The sequence below is a fragment of the Bartonella sp. AP9QHHD genome, from assembly GCF_042195625.1.
GTDB lineage: Bacteria > Pseudomonadota > Alphaproteobacteria > Rhizobiales > Rhizobiaceae > Bartonella.
In genome coordinates this window covers 36,481-57,869 of record NZ_JBHIOP010000004.1, presented here as the reverse complement: position 1 = coordinate 57,869, position 21,389 = coordinate 36,481, and the positions used below count along the sequence as shown (strand labels likewise).

Genomic DNA, 21,389 nt, shown 5'->3' with positions numbered 1-21,389 from the left:
GAGGTCTTCCCATGATCAACGTGACCAATCGTACCAATATTAACATGCGGTTTTGTTCGTTCAAACTTGCTCTTCGCCATTGCTATTAATCTCTTGTTTTATTCCCTATATTTTATTAGCACCTAGGGACAGTTCTGCAAAACTTAAGTCTGACCAGACTGAAAACAGCCTAATCACCACAACTCTTAGACGGAAAACCCCACCAAATCTATAAATGGAATATCCTCCATCATACCTATTTGCCCAATCACCAATAATCATTTGGAGCGGGTAGCGGGAATCGAACCCGCATATTCAGCTTGGAAGGCTGCTGCTCTACCATTGAGCTATACCCGCATGACCCACGTACTAACTCTCCTTCGATGAATGGTGGAGGGGGTTGGATTCGAACCAACGTAGCATACGCAACGGATTTACAGTCCGCCCCCTTTAACCACTCGGGCACCCCTCCATTACACCGATAAAGTCGCGCAATGAGACATCACGACAACCATCTTGAATACCCATTCAATTCAATCTGATTGCGAAGTGGTTATGACGATTACTATTGTATCTGTCAACAGAATAAATACAATTCTGTACAAATTTCCTGCTCATAATTTTAAATCATAGATTTTTTCTCTCTATTTTTCTTATTAACACGTTATAAAGAAGCTATGAAAGAAAAAACATCACAAAATTCTCATTATGCTCGTTTGCGTCGCCGATATCGCGATACAAAAGGCTCTCCTTCTCGATCTTTTACACACCCAAAGAAGAAAGCTGCTTCTTTACAGCAAGAGATCATCCATCTTTATGGCATTCATTCTGTTCAGGCTGCTTTAGAAAACCCAAAAAGAATTTTAAAATGTCTTTACGTTACACAAAATGCCTTAAAACGATTAAATATATCCGAATCAGATTATCCTTGCTCTGTTACATTATGCACCCCAAAATATCTTGATTCGCTTGTTGGAAGTGAGGCTGTTCATCAAGGTATTGTTTTGGAAACTCTCCCCCTCAAACCATGCAAACTGTCGGAACTAACCAATACTGATCTGGTCATTGTCATGGATCAAATTACCGATCCACATAATGTTGGCGCTATTATGCGCTCTGCAGTTGCATTGAAAGCTAAAGCACTTATTACAACTTGCCGTCACTCTCCCCACGAAAGCGGTGTTCTTGCGAAAGCGGCATCTGGAGCTCTGGAAATGATTCATTATATTACCGTACGAAACCTTGCTGAAGCTCTTCAAGAACTTCATCAAACAGGTTTTACAAGCTTTGGTCTCGATTCAGAAGGTGACCAACCTCTAGAAACAGCATTAACAGGGAATAAAATTGCTCTTGTTTTAGGAGCAGAAGGTAAAGGTTTACGTAAAAAAACACGCGAAACCGTTTGCGCTTTAACACGCCTTGACATGCCTGGAAATATTAAATCATTAAATGTTTCAAATGCAGCAACAATAGCTCTTTATGTGGCACATCAATATCTTAGATTCTAGTTTTTAATTTTTTGTGAAACATCAAAAAAACCAACCAACAAAAAACCCGCAAAAAACCCGCCAATATGAGCTTCCCATGCTATTGAGATGCCATTTTCTTCAAACAAAATAGAAGAAATACCTATGATCAAATCAGTCGTCAGCCATACACTCATATAAACAAGAACCCCCTTAGAACACAGAGCTTTTTTGACAGATAATAAAGGTCCTAAAAGTTTTTCGTTCTGCGCATTGACAGCTAGATTACCACTAGGAAAACCGTAACGTGCAATAGCACCCATCATTCCAGATACGGCACCTGACGCCCCAATAAGTGATATGGTACTTTCTTGATGAAATGTAAAATAAGTCAAAACAGAAATAACTGCCGTTAACACCCAAAAAATTAAAAAACGTAAAACACCAAAATGCCTTGCTAAAGGAGAGCCGAAAACCAAAAGCCAAACCATATTAAGAGCAATATGTTTAAAACTACTATGCATAAATGAATAACTCACCATGGTATAACAAAATGCTACAGGATCCCTCTTAAACAATGCTGGTATAAATGAAAAAAGCTCAAGGCTTTCAACATAAACATGATGAGAAAAAAAATACTGAGAAATGCAATAAAGACAAAAACAAAATGCTATCAAAACAACTATAATAAATGGAACATTCAATAAGGGTTCTTTAGGTTGTTTTGGCAATCGGGAAACATCATTATGTTGGTGACTAGAAACTTTCATTGTATAAAATCTCGTATTTTTTAGAAAATGGGTTATACTTTATACAAAATAAATATACCATTCCCAGTGATGCAGAATCTTCTCAACGCCTCTTCGAAACCCCTTTTTAAATTTTCAATAGCTCTATATGAAAACACGTGTATTTTATACAAAAGATTTTAAAAAGCATGGATATCAAGAATATGATTTACAAACTTAGTGGTATCCTACTTACTTAAATGTGAAGTTACCATGCAATATACAAGAACTTACGAATAGACAAACTCACTTATGAGGTGGTGTATAATAAAAATATATAAACATTATTTTCTTACTAGAAATATATTGATTATTGCATTTTTTAACCAAGCTATACTTCGATTGATAAACTTTAAAGAATCTTAAATCTCAATTTTTCCATTAATATGGCCTGCATTGCTTCTACGCTTTGAACGAAAAACGACATCTCTATGAGAAAAATACCAATACAGCGTTCTCTAGATATAATAATTAGTGTTTCATGATAAATTACTTACTTGATAATCTGTTTCCCACATACATGCAAAAGCGTCAGTTCATCTCTTTAACAAATATAAACAAGCCTTTCATTTCAACCTTTAACAGATATAATTCAAGAACTGTCTCTTATGAAACACTTAAAAAATATGTTGATTCTAATGATGCATCTTTGAATTTAAACAGTTCATGACGGAATTTTTTATTCCTTTTTTAGACAGTGTTATTGACACATCCGCCACTTGTAACGCGCAAGAGAATAGTTTGGATTATTCAATATAAAAAAAATTAAATGAGGTAATCATAGGAATTTGCTATTAAGTTGTAAAATGATAAAGGACCATTATAAATCAATGTATTATAAATAGATAACACACTAATTATTGAAGAGGAAGATCTTGAGCATTCTGCTTGCAATCCTTTAACCACACATCATAAATAGGATGCTCAACAGCGTTCAAACCAGGACTATCTGCAAACATCCATCCTGTAAAAATACGCCGTATTTTTTTATCTAATGTTACTTCATTGACTTCAACAAAACCAGTTGTACGCGTGGGTTCATCTTTAGAGCTCGTATAACACGCACGTGGTGTTACCTGTAATGCGCCGTACTGATAAATTTTACCAAGAGTAACTTCAAAACGTGTGGTCCGTCCCGTGATTTTGTCAAGACCTGCAAAAACAGCAATTCCATTGCTAATACGCTCAGCCCGCACCCCATTATTTAAGGATAAAAACACTAAAATTTCCATAAAAAAAATATAAAAAAAATGCCTCGCCCCTAACAATAAAAAAAATCTCATCATATCAAAATCAATCGCACCTTAAAAAATAATTCTTTTCATAACATAGAGTCAAATAAGACAAAAATACACACGCACATTAAAACATGTTATTTTTTAGGTGACCACGCATCATAATCTTCATGCACACAAGAACGCTCTCCATTGGAGGTGATAGCCCCCTTTGGTCGATAGTTCTCATTTGTTCCTGTCATATTGGCAACATGTGGCTTTTCCCATTCATAAGGATGATAATCCTCTTGTGTTGGTGGACACTCACAGCGATGATGAATCCAGCCATGCCAACCTGGTGGAATAGTAGAGGCCTCAGAATAGCCTTTATAGATAACCCAACGGTGCGGATAACCATCCTTATGAAGTCCTCCTTCATAATATATATTTCCAAATTGATCTTCCCCTATCCGCTTACCTTTGCGCCATGTGAAAAAACGCGTACCAATGGTATTGCCATTCCACCATGTGAAGATTTGCTTAAAAAAACGAGCCATCTGCTATTCCATTCATTTAGTGCGTTCATGAAATTAATCGTTGGAATAAAATTATTAACGATTGAAATTATCGAAAAAGTTACTAGTAAATTCAACTACAATTCCAATTGATAGGTTAACGTGCTATCCTTTAATTTCAAGAAGATATCATATGTATGGCTTCTTCTCCACCCCATAAAATTTAATCTATGCCAAGTTTCATCTTAACCAATTCATTAACAGCTTGGGGATTTGCCTTACCACCTGTTACTTTCATTACCTGTCCAACAAACCAACCAGCTAAAGCAGGTTTGTGCTTTGCTTGCGCAACTTTATCAGAATTATTGGCAACGATCTCATCAACAGCTCTTTCAATAGCCTTTGTATCCGTTACCTGCTTCATATTTCGTTCTTCTACAATTTGGCGTGCATCTCCCCCCTCATTCCAAATAATCTCAAAAAGATCTTTGGCAATTTTTCCAGAAATAACTCCTTCTTTTATAAGATCAATAATGCTTCCCAATTGATTTGGCGATACTGGTGACTCTTCAATCTCACGATTATCTTTATTTAAAGCCCCTAAAAGGTCGTTAATCACCCAATTGGCAACTATTTTTCCATCACGCCCACGCGCTACCTCTTCAAAATAATCAGCAATAGCCTTTTCTGTCACAAGAATGGAAGCATCATACACTGTCAATCCCATTTCCTTAACAAAACGTGCTTTTATAGCGTCAGGCAACTCTGGTAAGTCTGCTGCCAAAGCATCCACAAATGCTTGATCAAATTCTAACGGTAAAAGATCAGGATCAGGAAAATAACGATAGTCATGCGCTTCTTCCTTTGAGCGCATAGAGCGCGTTTCACCTTTAGCGGCATCAAAAAGCCGAGTCTCTTGATCTATGACGCCTCCATCTTCTAAAATTGCGATCTGACGACGCGCTTCATATTCAATTGCTTGACCAATAAAGCGAATAGAATTCACATTTTTAATTTCACAGCGCGTTCCAAAATTTTCACCAGGACGACGAACAGATACATTGACATCTGCACGCATAGAACCTTCATCCATATTGCCATCGCAAGTGCCCAAATAACGAACAATCGTACGCAATTTTGTCATATAGGCTTTGGCTTCATCTGATGAGCGCATATCAGGCTTGGAAACAATTTCCATAAGAGCAACACCAGAACGATTAAGATCTACAAAAGACATTGTTGGATGTTGATCGTGCATCGATTTTCCAGCATCTTGTTCAAGATGCAACCTCTCAATTCCCACTTCAATATCCTCAAATTGGCCATTCGAATCTGGACCAACAGATATAATAATCTTTCCCTCTCCCACAATCGGATAGCGAAATTGAGAAATCTGATACCCCTGCGGTAAATCTGGATAAAAATAGTTTTTGCGATCAAAAACAGATCTTAAATTAATATGCGCCTTTAATCCTAACCCCGTTCGAACCGCTTGACGAACACATTCTTGATTAAGAACAGGTAACATACCTGGCATGGCTGCATCAATAAGTGATACATGACTGTTCGGCTCTGCACCAAATTTTGTTGATGCTCCTGAAAAAAGTTTTGAATTTGATATGATTTGCGCATGAACTTCCATGCCAATGATGACTTCCCAATCACCTGTAACTCCAGAAATAAAACGCTTAGAATCAGGAGTACGCGTATCAATGATGCTCATTGCCAATCCACTACCAATATTTTAAAATTTACTCATGGCTTATCTAAAACCATTCTCTCAGTGTAACCCCAGGACATAAATCTTACAACACAAGCCCGTTTCTATCGGGCTTGTTCTGTTTGCATAAATATTAAGCTTTTTTAGGAGCCTTTTTCTTAGCTGGTTTTTTCTCTGTAGACGTTTCTTTCACTGCAGACTTTTTCTTTGCCGGCTTTTCTTCAGGGATATCTGATTCGTCATATTCTTTCATCAACTCTTCAACCGTCACTTCTTTATCTGTGACTTTTATCTGTGCTAATAAATGATCAATGACCTTTTCTTCAAAAATCGGAGCACGTAGATTTTCAACAGCTTCCGGAGTCTTACGGAAAAAATCCATAATCTCTTTCTCTTGTCCAGGATACTGGCGAACCTGATCAAAAACTGCTGCTTTTAGCTCATCCTCACTAACTTTAACACCAACCTTCATTCCAATTTCAGAAAGCACCAAACCAAGACGAACACGACGCTGCGCAAGGACACGATATTCCTCCCGTGCCTTTTCTTCTGTAATACCTTCATCTTCAAAACTGCGCCCAGCCTTTTTCAAATCATCATTAACCTGAGCCCATATATTGTTAAACTCAACCTCTAAAAGTTCTTCAGGAATCTCAAAATTATAATCAGCATCTAAAGCATCAAGAATTTGACGCTTAACTTTTTGACGTGTCACTGAACCATATTGGCTTTCAATCTGCCCACGAACGACCTCACGTAAGCGATCTAGAGACTCTAAACCAACTTTTTGCGCTGCTTCATCATCAATTTTTAATTCATCTGGTTTAAAGACAGCTTTGACAGTAATGTCAAACTCTGCTTCCCGTCCCGCCAAATGTGCCGCACTGTAATTATCAGGAAATTTAACAAAAACCGTTTTTACATCCCCAGCTTTCACACCAACCAATTGCTCTTCAAAACCAGGAATAAATTGTTTTGCCCCAAGAATCAGTTGTGCATCACTATCTGCCCCACCTTCAAATGGAACGCCTTCAAGCTTACCTTGATAATCTATGGTAATGCGATCACCTTCTTCAGAATTCCCCTCTTTTAGAGAATAATTACGCGTAGAAGAAAGGACGCGATTGACTTGATCATCAATATCCTGTTCAGGAATAATTGCAATTTCACGGATAACCTTAATATGTTCAAAATCTTTAATGTCAATTTTTGGTAAAACTTCATACTTTAAACTAAAAGTAAAATCAGCTTTGCCATCTAGAATTTTTTCATCTTCATCTATATCAATTTTTGGCTGCATCGCTGCACGTTCATTGCGGTCCGCTAAAATAGAACGGGGTGCATCACTGAGTATCTCATTGAGAATCTCCGCCATAAAGGATTTACCATACATTTTTCGCAAATGCCCACTAGGCACTTTACCGGGACGAAAACCATTAAGCTTGATTTTTCCCTTGGTATCATCCAATCGTTCATTCAACTTTTCTTCTAAATCTTTCGCTGGAACCACGATCTTAATTTCGCGCTTCAGTCCTTCATTAAGCGTCTCGGTAACCTGCATTAAACACCTTCATTTTTCTAAGGAGAGGGATCAACCCACTCTAATAATCATTACATTCTAACACTTCGAGTGTTACATTTACCATGAAGCGGAATTTCAGACACGTAGAAATCCGTAGCACTTAAGGGATTGCTTTGGTGCGGATGGAGGGACTCGAACCCCCACGGTCTCCCGCCAGAACCTAAATCTGGTGCGTCTACCAATTTCGCCACATCCGCTCAAACTTACAAGCTAATAACCTTATACAAGCGGCGTTTCTATACCATTAATTACAGAAAAAAAGCAAACAAATATATTAAAAAAAACAAAATCTATGCTTTTCATACATAACTGCTTACGCTAAAAGTCAATTATGTTAAAGACATTTGATATCCCAATTCATATCATCGGTGGCGGTCTTGCGGGGTGTGAAGCAAGCTGGCAAATCGCTCAGTCAGGAATTTCTGTTGTTTTGCATGAAATGCGACCCGAAAAAAAATCAGATGCCCATAAAACCGATAAATTGGCAGAACTGGTTTGTTCAAATTCGTTTCGTTGCGATGATTCATTAACAAATGCCGTAGGACTTCTCCATGCTGAAATGCGATTAGCGAAATCATTAATTATGAAAGCTGCTGATACCAATAAAGTCCCTGCAGGGAGTGCTCTTGCCGTTGACCGTGATGGATTTTCAAAAACCGTTACAACAGCACTAGAAAACCACCCTCTTATAACAATCAAACGTGAAGAAGTTCAAGAAATTCCTAAAGCTTGGAAACATGTTGTCATTGCAACAGGCCCCCTTACATCGCCTGCACTTGCTCAAAAATTACAAGCAATAACCGGTATAAAAGCTCTTTCTTTTTTTGATGCAATTGCACCTATTATCCATACCGACAGTATTGATATCAACATTTGTTGGTATCAGTCTCGCTATGATAAAATTGGTCCTGAGGGAACAGGAAAAGATTATCTTAATTGTCCCCTCAACAAAGAACAATATGAAACATTCGTTGAAGCGTTAAAAAATGCTGAAAAAACAGAGTTTCGTGACTTTGAAAAAACGCCCTATTTTGATGGATGCCTCCCCATTGAAATTATGGCTGAGCGCGGACTTGAAACGTTAAGACATGGTCCTATGAAACCTATGGGCTTAACTAATGCCCATAACCCTACAGTTAAACCCTATGCCGTCGTTCAATTACGCCAAGATAATAAACTTGGAACGCTTTATAATATGGTCGGCTTTCAGACAAAATTGAAATATGGTGAACAAATTCGCATTTTTAGAATGATTCCCGGTCTTGAAAAAGCAGAGTTTGCGCGTCTTGGTGGTCTTCACCGCAATACCTACCTCAACTCGCCAATTATTCTTGATCAAACCCTTCGTTTAAAACAAAAAAAACAACTACGCTTTGCAGGGCAAATTACCGGATGTGAAGGTTATGTAGAATCAGCGGCAATAGGGCTTCTTGCTGGACGTTTTGCTGCTGCCGAATATCATCATATTTCCCCTTGCCTACCCCCACAAACTACAGCATTCGGAGCCCTTTTGAATCATATTACAGGGGGACACATCATAGATGAAAAAGCAGAAACACAATCTTTTCAGCCAATGAATATCAATTTCGGACTCTTTCCGCCTATTGCTTCTATTAAACATTCAGGAAAACGCTTACCAAGTAAAGAAAAAAAATTAGTAAAAAAACAAGCCATAACAGCGAGAGCTCTCAATGATTGTACTCAGTGGTTAGCAAATAAAGAATCAAAGAGCTCCTGTTTATAAAAAACACACGATTCGCCTCTCTCCTACTGAATAGATCTTTATAACTCTCGTGAAAAAATCATTCTAAAGCCTTTTAAAGACTGTCTCCCCCAATCAATAAATACTACCCTACGTTTCATCATTTATTCAATTATGTAGATGCTGTAAAATAACTTTTGGCTATAAAAAAACTTTACCGCTATCAATAATTTAATATGATTTAATGACTAAAAACAAAATAATTATATAAACATATTATGAATAATCAAAATAAATAAATGGAGATACACAAGTAATACTGTACTATCTTTATTAATAGTTTTTATATTACGTAATGTATATTATTTTATAAGAGTAATTTTTCTGTTTTTTAACTTCCTCCCTCAAAATTTGTGATGTTCTCTCATTTTAACTCTTGTATGATGAAGGAAAAATACTCGCTTGCATATCACAAGTGAAATAAAGATATGGAAAAAATATTTGTAGGATAGAGCTGGAGCTATCTCTCCCCTCTCAAATGCCAAGAAAAATCCCAATATTAAAAACCAAATCTGAATATCAAAAGATTTTTTTATTTCAGGATCTTATAATAAATCAATAAAATTATCCTCTTGGTGCGTCACAAGAAAGGTTGGCGTATAAGAGTAAAAGAATAAAACTATCCCTTATGCACTCGTCTCAGATATCTGGGGCTAGTCGCAACATTATAGGAACTGAGAAAATAGATAGCAAGGTGGCACCAACATGCACTTTTATTAAGCGTAAATGGTGATATATAATAACTTTTATGGACTTTACAGAGTTTTCCGCTTCATATTATTTACGGATCTTGTTTTGAAATAAATACCGTAACACTTCAGCGTAATAAAAGTTAATATTACATTTTATAAGCCATACCCGCGCTCAATTAATACAGTACAATATTTCATTGAAAAGACTAAAAACAATATATTTCAGCAATACATGAAAATAAAAAATATCGCAAGGATCTCAAAGTTTTATGTGAAAAACAAGCATAACACATGTGTTAAAAAAACCCGCTTATAAATAAATCGGGTTTTTTTAATGTAGCTTAAATTATTTTTTATTAACTGCTTCTTTAAGGCTTTTTCCTGCAGAAAATTTGGGTACAGAACGTGCTGGAATATCGATTTCAGCACCAGTTGAAGGATTACGCCCCTTTGTTGCAGCACGATGAGAAACTTCAAAAGTGCCAAAACCTGGAAGACGAACATCTCCCCCTGAAGCCAAAGCTTCTGTTACAGAAGCCATAAAAGCATCAACAACAGCACCAGCTTGCGCTTTCGAAACACCTGCCTTTTCAGCAACGGAGCTAACGAATTCACTTTTATTCATAAAATATTTCCTTTCCCTATATTACCTGAACATGACTTAATCATGTTATTGGTCAGTTTATTGAAAAGTACAGCAAACAGAAGTCTTATTTTTATCCAAAACATTGTTTTTTTAGCAATAATCACAGTTATTCACGGAATTTTTCACTTTTTCCAACAAAAAACAGAATAATAACCTCAACAACATCTTCTACCACCTAAAAAATGCCGTTATAAATGAGATAAGTGAATCAGTGCGCAATCTGTATTCCTTCACTATCACTGCTCTCTGACCGGATTGGCACAGCCCCTGTAGAGGGTTCTTTCCATTCAATAGTGTCTGGAAAACGAACCAAAGCGTGTTTCAAAACTTCACTCACATGATTTACCGGAATAATTTCCATATTATTTTTGACATCATCAGGAATATCAACCAAATCTTTTGCATTTTCTTCAGGAATAAGTACTTTTTTTATCCCTCCTCGAAGAGCTGCTAAGAGTTTTTCTTTTAATCCACCAATGGGTAAAACGCGTCCACGTAAAGTAATTTCACCAGTCATTGCAATATCTTTATGCACAGCTACTCCTGTAAGGACCGAAACAATTGCTGTCACCATTGCAATCCCAGCCGATGGGCCATCTTTTGGTGTCGCACCCTCTGGAACATGAACATGGATATCGCGTTTTTCAAAAAGTGGAGGTTCAATACCAAAATCAACAGCACGAGAACGTACATAAGATGCTGCCGCTGAAATGGACTCTTTCATAATATCACGTAAATTTCCAGTTACAGTCATCTTCCCTTTGCCGGGCATCATAACTCCTTCAATAGTCAATAACTCTCCACCGACTTCTGTCCACGCAAGACCTGTTACAACACCAACTTGATTTTCTCCTTCAATCTGATTGTAATGATAACGTTTAACACCCAAGAAATCATGAATATTACTTTCTGTAACTTTTACAGATTTTTGATGTGTTTTGAGAATTTTTGTAACGGATTTGCGGGAAATTTTCATGAGTTCACGTTCAAGGTTACGAACGCCTGCCTCACGTGTATAAAACTGAATAATTGACCTTAGTGCGCCATCAGAAATACTGAGTTCTTTTTTAGATAAACAGTGATCTTTTAGTGCCTTTGGTAAAAGATGCTGTTTAACAATTTCCATTTTCTCACATTCAGTATAACCAGCGATACGAATAATTTCCATACGATCCATTAACGGACCTGGAATATTAAGCGTATTGGCAGTTGTGATAAACATGACATCAGAAAGATCATATTCAACTTCCAAATAGTGATCAATGAATGTACCATTTTGTTCAGGATCAAGAACTTCTAATAAAGCGGATGAAGGATCACCACGAAAATCTTGGCCCATTTTATCAATTTCATCAAGCAAGAAAAGCGGATTAGATTTTTTTGCTTTTTTCATAGACTGGATAATTTTCCCAGGCATCGAGCCAATATATGTTCGGCGATGTCCACGAATTTCTGCTTCATCTCGGACACCTCCCAATGAGATACGAACATACTCACGTCCCGTTGCCTTTGCAATAGAGCGCGCTAATGATGTTTTCCCTACACCTGGAGGACCTAACAAACAAATAATGGGACCTTTTATCTTTGACGCGCGACTTTGTACGGCCAAATATTCAATAATTCGCTCCTTAACTTTTTCAAGACCAAAATGTTCATTATTCATGACCTTTTCAGCAAAATCTAAATTGTTTTTAATCTTAGATTTTTTACCCCAAGGCATTGCTAATAACCAATCAAGATAGTTACGTACAACTGTCGCTTCTGCAGACATAGGAGACATATTCCGTAATTTTCTCAATTCTGCTCCAGCTTTTTCCTGTGCTTCCTTGGATAGTTTTGTATTCTTGATACGTTCTTCTAATTCAGAGAGTTCATCTCGGCTATCATCACCTGCTCCTAACTCTTTTTGAATAGCCTTCATCTGCTCATTGAGATAATATTCTCGTTGGTTTTTTTCCATTTGCCGTTTAACATGCGAACGAATACGTTTTTCAACCTGCAAAACAGAAATTTCTCCTTCCATGAAGGACAAAACACGTTCAAGACGGGCCCGCACAGGTAAGAGCTCTAATATTTCCTGTTTTTCTGCCAGTTTAATCATCAAATGAGAAGCAATCGTATCGGCAAGCTTAGAAGGATTATCAAGCTGGCCAATCGCATTCACAACTTCAGGAGAGATTTTTTTATTAAGCTTTACATAGTTTTCAAAATAAGTAATCACTGACCTTGAAAGAGCTTCAATCTCAACATCACTCTCTCTAGGTTCTTCTGTAACAGTTGCAAAAGCCTGATGATAACCTTCACTTAAAGAAAATTGACTAATTTTTGCACGTGCAGTTCCTTCAACCAAAACCTTTACAGTACCATCAGGAAGCTTTAAAAGTTGAAGAATATTAGCAAATGTACCAATATGATAAATATCCTCTGATTTTGGATCGTCATCAGAAGCATTTTTTTGTGTCACCAATAGTATTTGCTTATCAACCGCCATCGTTTCTTCAAGAGCACGAATTGATTTTTCGCGGCCCACAAAAAGTGGAACAATCATATGGGGGAAGACAACAATATCACGAAGAGGTAAAACAGCATAAACCCCATCTCTTACTTCATCTGTCTTTTCATCAATATATTGCATAACTCTCCTTTCTGGAGCCTATGAGCTATCTACAACAATTAGCCCACCTTTAGAAAATCTCAGCTCTTCACTGTACATGAAGTGGTAATTACTCATACATAAATCAAGCATTATAATGATATTATTAGAAACACCTATCAAATACCGTTCACTACCACCTTTTATATTGTGCATCGCACAATGTCATGCTGATACATTTTCTTTATCTTCTGCACGTTCTGAGTAAATATAAAGAGGACGCGCTTTACCATCAACGACATCACTCGAAATAACCACTTTTTGAACGCCTTCAAGAGCCGGTAGCTCAAACATCGTCTCAAGAAGGATCTTCTCCATAATAGAACGTAAACCACGAGCACCAGTTTTACGTTCAATTGCTTTCTTTGCAATAACACGTAAAGCATCTTCATGAAATGCTAACTCAACATTCTCCATTTCAAAAAGACGCTGATATTGCTTTACTAACGCATTTTTAGGTTGGGATAAAATTTGCATGAGGGCGTTAACATCTAAATCCTCTAAGGTAGCGACTATAGGAAGCCGCCCAATAAATTCTGGTATTAAACCAAATTTAATAAGATCTTCAGGCTCTAAATCACGAAAAATTTCACCGACACAACGCTCATCCGGAGCCTTAACAGTCGCAGAAAAACCAATAGAAGTTTTTTCACCACGCCCTGAAATAATCCGTTCTAAACCTGCAAAAGCTCCCCCACAAATGAATAAGATGTTTGTGGTGTCAACCTGAAGAAACTCTTGTTGCGGATGCTTACGTCCACCTTGAGGAGGAACAGAAGCAATCGTTCCTTCCATAATTTTTAATAATGCTTGCTGAACTCCTTCCCCCGAAACATCTCTTGTAATAGAAGGATTGTCTGCTTTACGAGAAATCTTATCAACCTCATCGATATAAACAATACCACGCTGTGCACGTTCAACATTATAATCTGCTGCTTGAAGGAGCTTAAGAATAATATTTTCAACATCTTCCCCCACATAACCTGCTTCAGTCAAAGTGGTAGCATCCGCCATCGTAAAAGGCACATCAATAATACGTGCTAATGTTTGTGCAAGATAAGTTTTACCACAACCCGTTGGACCAACAAGAAGAATATTTGATTTAGCCAACTCAATATCATTGCTTTTAGACTGATGCGCCAACCGTTTATAATGATTATGAACAGCAACAGAAAGAACACGCTTTGCATGCTGCTGACCAATAACATAGTCATCAAGAACTGTTATAATTTCCTGTGGCGTAGGAACACCATCACGCACCTTAACCCCAGAAGACTTATTTTCTTCCCGAATAATATCCATGCAAAGCTCTACACATTCATCACAGATAAATACAGTAGGCCCCGCAATGAGCTTACGCACCTCATGCTGACTCTTGCCGCAGAACGAGCAATAGAGAGTATTTTTTGATTCGTTCCCGCTATTGCTAATTTTGCTCATTTTTCTTTCCTTTCACCACAATATATGAACACTTTGCCTTTTCAAAGGAAGCCTTTCATCATGAAAACTAAAAGACATATAGAAAACCATGCATGTCTCAATACTTTTAGGTGTTTCTCTTATTTTGCGATATTTTTTATAAAACTCTTGATTTAAAGTAGCTGTTTTTTCTATAAAAATTCTTAATCTTTTTCTTCTTTTTCAGTTTCTGCACGGTATTGTATAACATCATCAACTAAGCCAAACGCTTTGGCTTCTTCTGCTGTCATAAAATGATCGCGATCGAGAGTTCTCTCTATAACCTCATAATCTTGACTCGTATGTTGAACATAAATTTCATTTAAACGCCGTTTCATCTTTATAATATCTTGCGCATGTCGCTCAATATCTGAAGCTTGACCTTGAAAACCACCAGATGGTTGATGCACCATAATACGTGCGTTTGGCAATGTAAAACGATGACCTTTTGCTCCAGCCGTTAATAATAAAGACCCCATAGATGCCGCTTGCCCCATGCAAAGCGTAGAAACAGGAGGGCGAATAAACTGCATAGTATCATAAATAGCCATACCAGATGTTACGACACCACCTGGAGAATTAATATAAAGACTAATTTCTTTTTTAGGATTTTCCGCTTCCAAAAAAAGCAATTGTGCACAAACAAGCATTGCCATACCATCTTCAACAGGTCCATTAATAAAAATAATCCGTTCCTTTAAAAGACGGGAAAAAATATCATAGGCCCGTTCACCACGATTTGTTTGTTCAATAACCATAGGAACAAGGCTTAATGCTGTTTTCATTGGATCACTCATATTTTTACTTTCCGTTCATATAACAACCGCTCTTTACACATTCAATGTTTTTGTCCATATGTTAACATTACTCTCTTGTGCAAGCTACAATCAAGAGATTGTATAAGATAGATTAAAATCTCAATAGTTAAAATAGCAATAATAACTCTACCTAAACAAATGATGAACATCCGGAATGCGAGATACCGCCCAATGGTAAAAACTTCCTTCCTGAGGTCTTTTCGTAGTCTTTGTCTTTCTGTGAATATGAAAACCTATCAAGCGTGAATCTGTAAGCGGCTTTACGCCAAAAGCTGGTTCAAAAATACGTTCAGTTTTTCGCCCAGTCCAATAATAAAAAGTTTCCTTTTCCTTTGCTTCATGAAAAAAACCATATCGTTTTGCTAATCGTGAAATACCATCATTGCCAAATATTGTAACGCCAAGATTTCCCGGTAAAATCGGCATGTTTTTCCTCTTTAACCAGAACGGTCTCCAAACACGACGCTTAAACCCAAGCCAATGAGGAATAATTTCTGCACCTGCCCAATAATCCTCAAATATTTTTATAATAGGGTTATTGGGCGGAAAATAAAGTGCAGAAACGCCTACTCTTGTATTATTTTCTCTTGCCAACCAAACCTTATCCGCATCTGGATGAAATTGTTTAACAAGGTAAACATCTGTATCTAACCAAACACCTTGTTGATATTTCATCAGCATAACACGAAAAAAATCCGAGAACTGAACAATTGTACACCCTAGTTTATCATCAGAAAAATCGGGATCAAGGCGATAACTTGCTGAGCGTGGTAAAATTGATTCGGCTTCATACAGCTCAACACCAGCAGGGAGATTATCTATTTTTTTATCATAACTAAAAAGCTTAACGCGCTGTCCAGTTTTAACCATTGAAGACAAACAAAGCCTATCTACCAATCTTAATTGTCCACTATACCAAAAAGTACAAATATCCATAGATAATACATCAAAAATATTCTAAACTTACGCGAAAGAGTTGTTCAACATCACGAACCCTATCAGCAAGAGCAAAAATCACTATTCTATCACCAGACAAAATACGCGTATCTGCCGAAAGCTGTATTATTGTCTTATTGCGATAAATTGCACCAATTCTCAAACCATCTGATAAATTGAGCTCTGATAATGACTTACCAACCAATGAAGATGTTTGCATCACTTCAGCTTCAATAATTTCTGCTCGGCCATTAAAAACTGAATGAACAGAACGAATACGCCCACGGCGCATTTGTTGCAAAATTCTCGATATTGTAACACTATGGGGATTAAGATATGCATCCACACCAACAGCACGACTAAATTCTTGATAGGCAACATTATTAATCAATACCATATTGGCTTTGCAGCCCAATCTTTTAGCAATAATAGCGCTTAAGAGATTAACCTGATCTTGATTGGTCAATGTAATCATTAAATCGGACTGATCAATTCCCGCATCTTGAAGAATCACTGGATCTAACACGTTACCGTATAAAACTGTTGTTTTTTCAAGCTGATCAGCAATTGTGAGGGCTCTTTCTCTATGCGCTTCTATAATCTTCAATTTTAATTTATGAAAACGCTTTTCAATAGCCTGTGCAACATAAAGGCCAATGTGACCACCCCCTGCAATAATCATGCGGTGGGCATCTTGTTCTTTATGACCAAAAAGCCCAACAGCACGACGCATCTGTTCACGAGAAACAACAAGATAGGTTATATCACCAACGCGTAGTTGCGTTTCTGAATGTGCAACCAATAATTCCGCGCCACGTTTAATAGCAGTAACCGTCGTATGAAGATCTGGAAAAAGCTCTGTTAATTGACGCAAAGGTGTATTAATAACGGGACAATCTTCCATGCATTCCAAAGCTAGTGCCACAATATCATCATTACAAAAATAAAGAACATCTATTGCACCAGGTAAAGCAATACGGCGCAAAACCATTTCCCCAACTTCAACTTCTGGCGAAATAACCACATCAATGGGAATATTCTCTCTGGAAAAAAGCGTCTTATAACGTGGTTCTAAATAAGATTGTGAGCGAATACGAGCAATTTTTGTGGGCACATTAAATAATGAATGTGCTACTTGGCAAGCTACCATATTAACTTCATCAAACAAAGTGACAGCAATCAACATATCAGCTTTGTCTGCATCTGCAGCCAAAAGAACTTCAGGCCGTGAACCGTGACCAACAAAACCTCTCACATCCAATGTATCGCGAATCTTTTCAATTAATCTCGTTTCAATATCAATAACAGTAACATCGTGATTTTCAGCAGCAAGACGCTCTGCTATCCCATAACCAACCTGTCCTGCTCCACAAATAATAATACGCATCGCTTTAAGAAACTCCAAGCGCTTTAAGTTTACGGTGCAAAGCTGAACGCTCCATGCCTATAAATTCAGCAGTACGTGATATATTTCCACCCAAACGCCCAATCTGCGCCACTAAATATCTCTTTTCAAATAATTCTCGAGCTTCACGTAACGGCAAATCCATTATACTTTCATCTGAATCCATTTGAAGACGTGGCAAAGAATCACTTACTTCACTGGGAAGAAAGTCCGCTGTTATAGGACCATCACCATCCCGCACAAGAATAAGAAGACGCTCAATATTATTACGTAATTGCCGCACATTACCCGGCCAAGCGTGCGTTTGCAAAATAGCAATCACATCATCACTGATTGCACGCGGTTTAATCCCAACCTGCTGTGATATTGTTTTTACAAAATGATGTACAAGTTCTGGAATATCTTCACGACGCGCTGAAAGGGGCGGAACAACAATAGGAACAACGGAAAGACGGTGAAAAAGATCCTCCCTAAAGCGCCCATCAGAAATAAGGTTTTCAAGATTTTGCGCTGTCGAAGAAATGATACGGACATCCACCTTAACACGTTTTGTGCCGCCAATTCTCTCAAATGTTTGCCCCGTTAAAACCCGAAGAATCTTCCCTTGAGTCTCACGCGGCATATCAGCAATTTCATCAAGATATAAGATACCGCCATGAGCTTCCTCTAAGGCACCAATTTTACGCTCTCTTCCCTCCATTTCGCTGCCAAACAGCTCTATTTCCATTCTTTCCGGAGTAATCGTTGCAGCATTTATTGTAACAAATGGCCCATTCGAACGCGTTGAGAGCGCATGAATAGCTCGTGCAACAGTCTCTTTTCCTGCCCCTGAAGGACCTGTTATCATGATGCGACTATTGGTTGGTGCTACTTTTTCTATGATTTGACGCAAATTTTTTATAACTGTCGATTTTCCGAGCAACTCTAATGTCTCGTTCGAACGCTTTCGCAATTCTAAAAGCTCACGTTTTAAATTTGAATTTTCAAGTGTTCTCTCTGCAACCAATACAAGTCTATCAGCTTTAAAAGGTTTTTCAATGAAATCATATGCCCCTCGCTTTATAGCGGAAACAGCCGTCTCAATATTACCATGACCAGAGATCATAACGACCGGAAGAGCCGGATATTGTGTTTTAATTTCATCAAGCAGTGCTAAACCATCGAGACGACTACCCTGTAGCCAAATATCCAAAAAAATGAGCTTTGGAATACGCTCACTAATTTGAGCCAATGCTTCATCAGAGTTACAAGCAACACGCGTTTCATAACCTTCATCATCTAAAATACCAGCAACAAGCTCACGAATATCTGCTTCATCATCAACAATCAAGATATCTGATACCATACTATTCCCCTATCTTATGATTTATGGCTTGTATAATATTACCCTGCTTACCCCCATCCGCTGGAAATATCAAACGGATCATCGCACCACGACCTTCATAAAAACTCTCCGGTGCATCATGAAGCTCCATGAAACCACCGTGATCTTCAATAACTTTGCGCACAATAGCTAACCCCAGCCCTGTTCCTTTTTCCCGCGTTGTTATATAGGGTTCTAATAACTTTTGTCTTTGCTCTTTAGGAAGTCCTTTCCCGTTATCAACAACATCCACAACCACCCATTCTTCCTGACGATAAGAACGGATAAGAATATGACCGTGAATATTTTCCTCTCGCATAACTGAATCTATGGATTCGCTCGCGTTTTTGATAACATTGCAAAAAGCCTGTACAATGAGACGGTTATCAAATGCACCCATAAGTGGTAGAGTTCCTAAATCTTGCTCAAAATGAATATCATGTCGCGTCACCTCTATCAAGAAACATGCTTCGCGCAACAATTCTCGTATATCTAAAATATGCATTTTGGGTTTGGGCATACGTGCAAAAGAGGAAAACTCATCAACCATACGCCCAATATCTCCAACCTGCCGAATAATTGTGTCAATACACCGCTCAAAGACCTCTCTATCTTGTGTAATAGCTTTGTTATAACGTTTACGAATGCGTTCAGCGGATAACTGAATAGGTGTAAGAGGATTTTTAATTTCGTGTGCAATACGCCGCGCAATATCCGCCCACGCCGCTGTACGTTGCGCTGCAACAAGGTCTGTAATATCATCAATTGTTAGAACCCAAGATTGCCCTTGTCCATCATCCTCCTCCATCGTAACTTGGACATTACAGACACGCTCTTTTCCTGCAACGTTTAAAGTGACCTGCTCACGATGGTTTTTACGATCCAATGAACGCACAAACTGAAAAACCTGCCAAATTTCAGCGCTTAAAGATAAAAGACTTTTTCCAACAACGCGCTCTGAGCGAATATCAAACATCGCTTCAATAGACCGATTGATAATGGTGATATCACCATTATCATCTATACCTGCTACTCCCGCTGTTACACCCGATAACACAGCTTCAGAAAAACGCCGTCTTTCATCAATTTGATCACGCACTGCAATCAATTCATTACGCCGACTTTTCAATTCACTGACCATGTAATTAAAAGTTTTGGATAATTGCCCAATATCTCCATCTTTTGCTCGTACTGGCACGAAAATTTCCATATTTCCAGAAGCAACATCATCGGCAGCACTAATGAGAAGACGAATAGGACGTACTAAGCGATCAGCAACAGCAATAGCAGCCCAAATGGCTGATAAGAATAAACTAAAAAAAAGACACAAATAAAGCATACCAAATGCAATCTGTGTCAGCAGGCGATTCTCATTTAAATCACGATAACGATCTGTATTAACTTCTGTCAAACGCAAAGCAGATAAAACACCTTTATCAACGTCACGCACCAAATATAAAAATGTGTTTGGAATATTGGTAAATTTTAAAATAATACCAAAATAATCATGAACGCCTGGTTGAAAAGAAAAAGGTCTCGCACTGGTTGCACGTTCAATAAGATGAGAAGGAGGAATTGGCAGTTTATCTTCATCACCAAGAGCACTCGATACAAAAATAGCTCCACTAGAACTTAACAAAAATGCACCACGCAAATTGCGTCCTAGAGCATGACGCGTCAATTGCATCCTATATTCAGCTGGATTACGTTCTAAGAGTTTTTTGTTATCAAGTGCAAATGCCATCGCGTAGGATAAATTTTTTAAATTTTGGAGCATTTCATCTGCATAAGCATTTGCTAAATCAATAGAAGAGCCCACAATTTGCCGCGTTGTTGTATCAAACCATCGATCAAGTCCCAAATTTAGTGCTGGACCCGATACAAGAGCTACAGCAACAGCTGGCATTGTCGCAACAAGTGCAAACAATGAAATAAGGCGCACATGAAGACGCGATCCTGCACGCCTTGAACGCCAAGCACGAATGATCGGTATCATCTCATAAAAAACGATGACAATAAGCCCTAAAACCCAAAAACTATTAATTCCTATAAGAATAAGGGTTACTGTTCTACTGGGAACAACAGGAGTTAATCCAATAAGAATAATAAATGAAACAGAGGCCGTAAGTAAAGCCAATACAATAATTGTAATCCCTAAAAAAATATATACCTTACTTAAACGATACAACTCATCGTTATAAGTATTTTTATCTATGTCTTGAAGATTCGTCACAGATGTTATATTCGTCATGAGCTTACATACCCTTATCCCATTATTCTCATATAACCTTTTGTAGCAAAAATTGACAATACTAATACTACATTTAAAATAGGCAAATATAGTCAACGAGAAAAAACTTCTACATTTTGCAAAATATCTTTAAAATAGACT

Annotated in this window: 15 protein-coding genes, 3 tRNA genes and 1 pseudogene; 2 read left to right on the top strand and 17 right to left on the bottom strand. The window is 37.8% G+C overall.

Annotated elements, in window-relative coordinates; all coding sequences use genetic code 11:
* The 3 genes and pseudogenes from ACFIK4_RS00480 to ACFIK4_RS00470 all read right to left on the bottom strand — a co-directional run.
* Nucleotides 1–80: pseudogene (locus tag ACFIK4_RS00480) on the bottom strand (elongation factor Tu); the annotation flags it as partial.
* Nucleotides 81–262: 182 nt separating this feature from the next.
* Nucleotides 263–336, bottom strand: a tRNA-Gly gene (locus ACFIK4_RS00475).
* A gap of 31 nt (nucleotides 337–367) precedes the next feature.
* Nucleotides 368–451, bottom strand: a tRNA-Tyr gene (locus ACFIK4_RS00470).
* A 205-nt stretch (nucleotides 452–656) separates the two neighbouring features.
* Here ACFIK4_RS00470 and ACFIK4_RS00465 point away from each other — a divergent pair.
* Nucleotides 657–1,487 carry a TrmH family RNA methyltransferase gene (locus ACFIK4_RS00465; RefSeq protein WP_375612889.1) on the top strand — a complete coding sequence of 277 codons (831 nt, stop codon included), beginning with the start codon at nucleotides 657–659 and terminating at the stop codon, nucleotides 1,485–1,487.
* Here the strand turns inward: ACFIK4_RS00465 and ACFIK4_RS00460 are convergent.
* The 6 genes from ACFIK4_RS00460 to ACFIK4_RS00435 all read right to left on the bottom strand — a co-directional run bounded on the left by ACFIK4_RS00460 (nucleotide 1,484) and on the right by ACFIK4_RS00435 (nucleotide 7,461).
* Complete coding sequence (locus ACFIK4_RS00460; protein WP_375674525.1) at nucleotides 1,484–2,215, bottom strand: rhomboid family intramembrane serine protease; 732 nt, start codon at nucleotides 2,213–2,215, stop codon at nucleotides 1,484–1,486. The genes ACFIK4_RS00465 and ACFIK4_RS00460 overlap by 4 nt on opposite strands.
* Nucleotides 2,216–3,090: 875 nt before the next feature.
* A complete protein-coding gene (locus ACFIK4_RS00455) occupies nucleotides 3,091–3,516 on the bottom strand; it encodes a DUF2155 domain-containing protein (RefSeq protein ID WP_375611302.1) in 426 nt (141 codons plus the stop codon).
* Between the two features lie 89 nt (nucleotides 3,517–3,605).
* Complete coding sequence (locus tag ACFIK4_RS00450) at nucleotides 3,606–4,004, bottom strand: NADH:ubiquinone oxidoreductase subunit NDUFA12 (protein WP_375638123.1); 399 nt, start codon at nucleotides 4,002–4,004, stop codon at nucleotides 3,606–3,608.
* A 181-nt stretch (nucleotides 4,005–4,185) separates the two neighbouring features.
* Nucleotides 4,186–5,685, bottom strand: a complete 1,500-nt coding sequence (gene gatB, locus ACFIK4_RS00445; RefSeq protein WP_375611286.1) for an Asp-tRNA(Asn)/Glu-tRNA(Gln) amidotransferase subunit GatB — start codon at nucleotides 5,683–5,685, stop codon at nucleotides 4,186–4,188.
* 130 nt (nucleotides 5,686–5,815) lie between these two features.
* Nucleotides 5,816–7,243: a trigger factor gene (gene tig, locus ACFIK4_RS00440; protein ID WP_375674522.1), complete on the bottom strand. Its 1,428-nt coding sequence runs from the start codon at nucleotides 7,241–7,243 to the stop codon at nucleotides 5,816–5,818.
* A 135-nt stretch (nucleotides 7,244–7,378) separates the two neighbouring features.
* A tRNA-Leu gene (locus tag ACFIK4_RS00435) sits at nucleotides 7,379–7,461 on the bottom strand.
* Nucleotides 7,462–7,595: 134 nt separating this feature from the next.
* Here ACFIK4_RS00435 and trmFO point away from each other — a divergent pair.
* Entirely contained in the window at nucleotides 7,596–9,008 is a 1,413-nt protein-coding gene (gene trmFO / locus ACFIK4_RS00430; RefSeq protein ID WP_375645457.1) for a methylenetetrahydrofolate--tRNA-(uracil(54)-C(5))-methyltransferase (FADH(2)-oxidizing) TrmFO, read from the top strand.
* A 1,056-nt stretch (nucleotides 9,009–10,064) separates the two neighbouring features.
* Here the strand turns inward: trmFO and ACFIK4_RS00425 are convergent.
* The 8 genes from ACFIK4_RS00425 to ACFIK4_RS00390 form a co-directional block, all read right to left on the bottom strand.
* Nucleotides 10,065–10,343 (bottom strand): HU family DNA-binding protein, encoded by a 279-nt coding sequence (locus tag ACFIK4_RS00425; protein WP_375611283.1) that lies wholly within the window; start codon nucleotides 10,341–10,343, stop codon nucleotides 10,065–10,067.
* A gap of 229 nt (nucleotides 10,344–10,572) precedes the next feature.
* Complete coding sequence (gene lon, locus ACFIK4_RS00420) at nucleotides 10,573–12,999, bottom strand: endopeptidase La (protein ID WP_375674519.1); 2,427 nt, start codon at nucleotides 12,997–12,999, stop codon at nucleotides 10,573–10,575.
* Between the two features lie 183 nt (nucleotides 13,000–13,182).
* Entirely contained in the window at nucleotides 13,183–14,457 is a 1,275-nt protein-coding gene (gene clpX / locus ACFIK4_RS00415; RefSeq protein WP_273723371.1) for an ATP-dependent Clp protease ATP-binding subunit ClpX, read from the bottom strand.
* A gap of 182 nt (nucleotides 14,458–14,639) precedes the next feature.
* Entirely contained in the window at nucleotides 14,640–15,272 is a 633-nt protein-coding gene (gene clpP, locus ACFIK4_RS00410) for an ATP-dependent Clp endopeptidase proteolytic subunit ClpP (protein WP_375611281.1), read from the bottom strand.
* 147 nt (nucleotides 15,273–15,419) lie between these two features.
* Nucleotides 15,420–16,229, bottom strand: coding sequence for a hypothetical protein (locus tag ACFIK4_RS00405; RefSeq protein WP_375674517.1), 810 nt, complete (start codon nucleotides 16,227–16,229; stop codon nucleotides 15,420–15,422).
* A gap of 10 nt (nucleotides 16,230–16,239) precedes the next feature.
* On the bottom strand, nucleotides 16,240–17,616 hold the full coding sequence (gene trkA / locus ACFIK4_RS00400; RefSeq protein WP_375611279.1) for a Trk system potassium transporter TrkA: 1,377 nt from the start codon (nucleotides 17,614–17,616) through the stop codon (nucleotides 16,240–16,242).
* 4 nt (nucleotides 17,617–17,620) lie between these two features.
* Nucleotides 17,621–18,979 (bottom strand): sigma-54-dependent transcriptional regulator, encoded by a 1,359-nt coding sequence (locus tag ACFIK4_RS00395; protein WP_375611278.1) that lies wholly within the window; start codon nucleotides 18,977–18,979, stop codon nucleotides 17,621–17,623.
* Between the two features lies 1 nt (nucleotide 18,980).
* Nucleotides 18,981–21,248: an ATP-binding protein gene (locus tag ACFIK4_RS00390; RefSeq protein WP_375611277.1), complete on the bottom strand. Its 2,268-nt coding sequence runs from the start codon at nucleotides 21,246–21,248 to the stop codon at nucleotides 18,981–18,983.
* Nucleotides 21,249–21,389: the final 141 nt, after the last annotated feature.

Bases quoted from the DNA above. Each gene is read 5' to 3' on its own strand.
- ACFIK4_RS00390 (WP_375611277.1), bottom strand. From the start codon at position 21,248: ATGACGAATATAACATCTGTGACGAATCTTCAAGACATAGATAAAAAT.
- trmFO (WP_375645457.1), top strand. From the start codon at position 7,596: ATGTTAAAGACATTTGATATCCCAATTCATATCATCGGTGGCGGTCTT.
- trkA (WP_375611279.1), bottom strand. From the start codon at position 17,616: ATGCGTATTATTATTTGTGGAGCAGGACAGGTTGGTTATGGGATAGCA.
- tig (WP_375674522.1), bottom strand. From the start codon at position 7,243: ATGCAGGTTACCGAGACGCTTAATGAAGGACTGAAGCGCGAAATTAAG.
- ACFIK4_RS00465 (WP_375612889.1), top strand. From the start codon at position 657: ATGAAAGAAAAAACATCACAAAATTCTCATTATGCTCGTTTGCGTCGC.
- ACFIK4_RS00425 (WP_375611283.1), bottom strand. From the start codon at position 10,343: ATGAATAAAAGTGAATTCGTTAGCTCCGTTGCTGAAAAGGCAGGTGTT.
- ACFIK4_RS00405 (WP_375674517.1), bottom strand. From the start codon at position 16,229: ATGGATATTTGTACTTTTTGGTATAGTGGACAATTAAGATTGGTAGAT.
- ACFIK4_RS00450 (WP_375638123.1), bottom strand. From the start codon at position 4,004: ATGGCTCGTTTTTTTAAGCAAATCTTCACATGGTGGAATGGCAATACC.
- ACFIK4_RS00395 (WP_375611278.1), bottom strand. From the start codon at position 18,979: ATGGTATCAGATATCTTGATTGTTGATGATGAAGCAGATATTCGTGAG.
- clpX (WP_273723371.1), bottom strand. From the start codon at position 14,457: ATGAGCAAAATTAGCAATAGCGGGAACGAATCAAAAAATACTCTCTAT.
- ACFIK4_RS00460 (WP_375674525.1), bottom strand. From the start codon at position 2,215: ATGAAAGTTTCTAGTCACCAACATAATGATGTTTCCCGATTGCCAAAA.
- gatB (WP_375611286.1), bottom strand. From the start codon at position 5,685: ATGAGCATCATTGATACGCGTACTCCTGATTCTAAGCGTTTTATTTCT.
- clpP (WP_375611281.1), bottom strand. From the start codon at position 15,272: ATGAGTGATCCAATGAAAACAGCATTAAGCCTTGTTCCTATGGTTATT.
- lon (WP_375674519.1), bottom strand. From the start codon at position 12,999: ATGCAATATATTGATGAAAAGACAGATGAAGTAAGAGATGGGGTTTAT.
- ACFIK4_RS00455 (WP_375611302.1), bottom strand. From the start codon at position 3,516: ATGAGATTTTTTTTATTGTTAGGGGCGAGGCATTTTTTTTATATTTTT.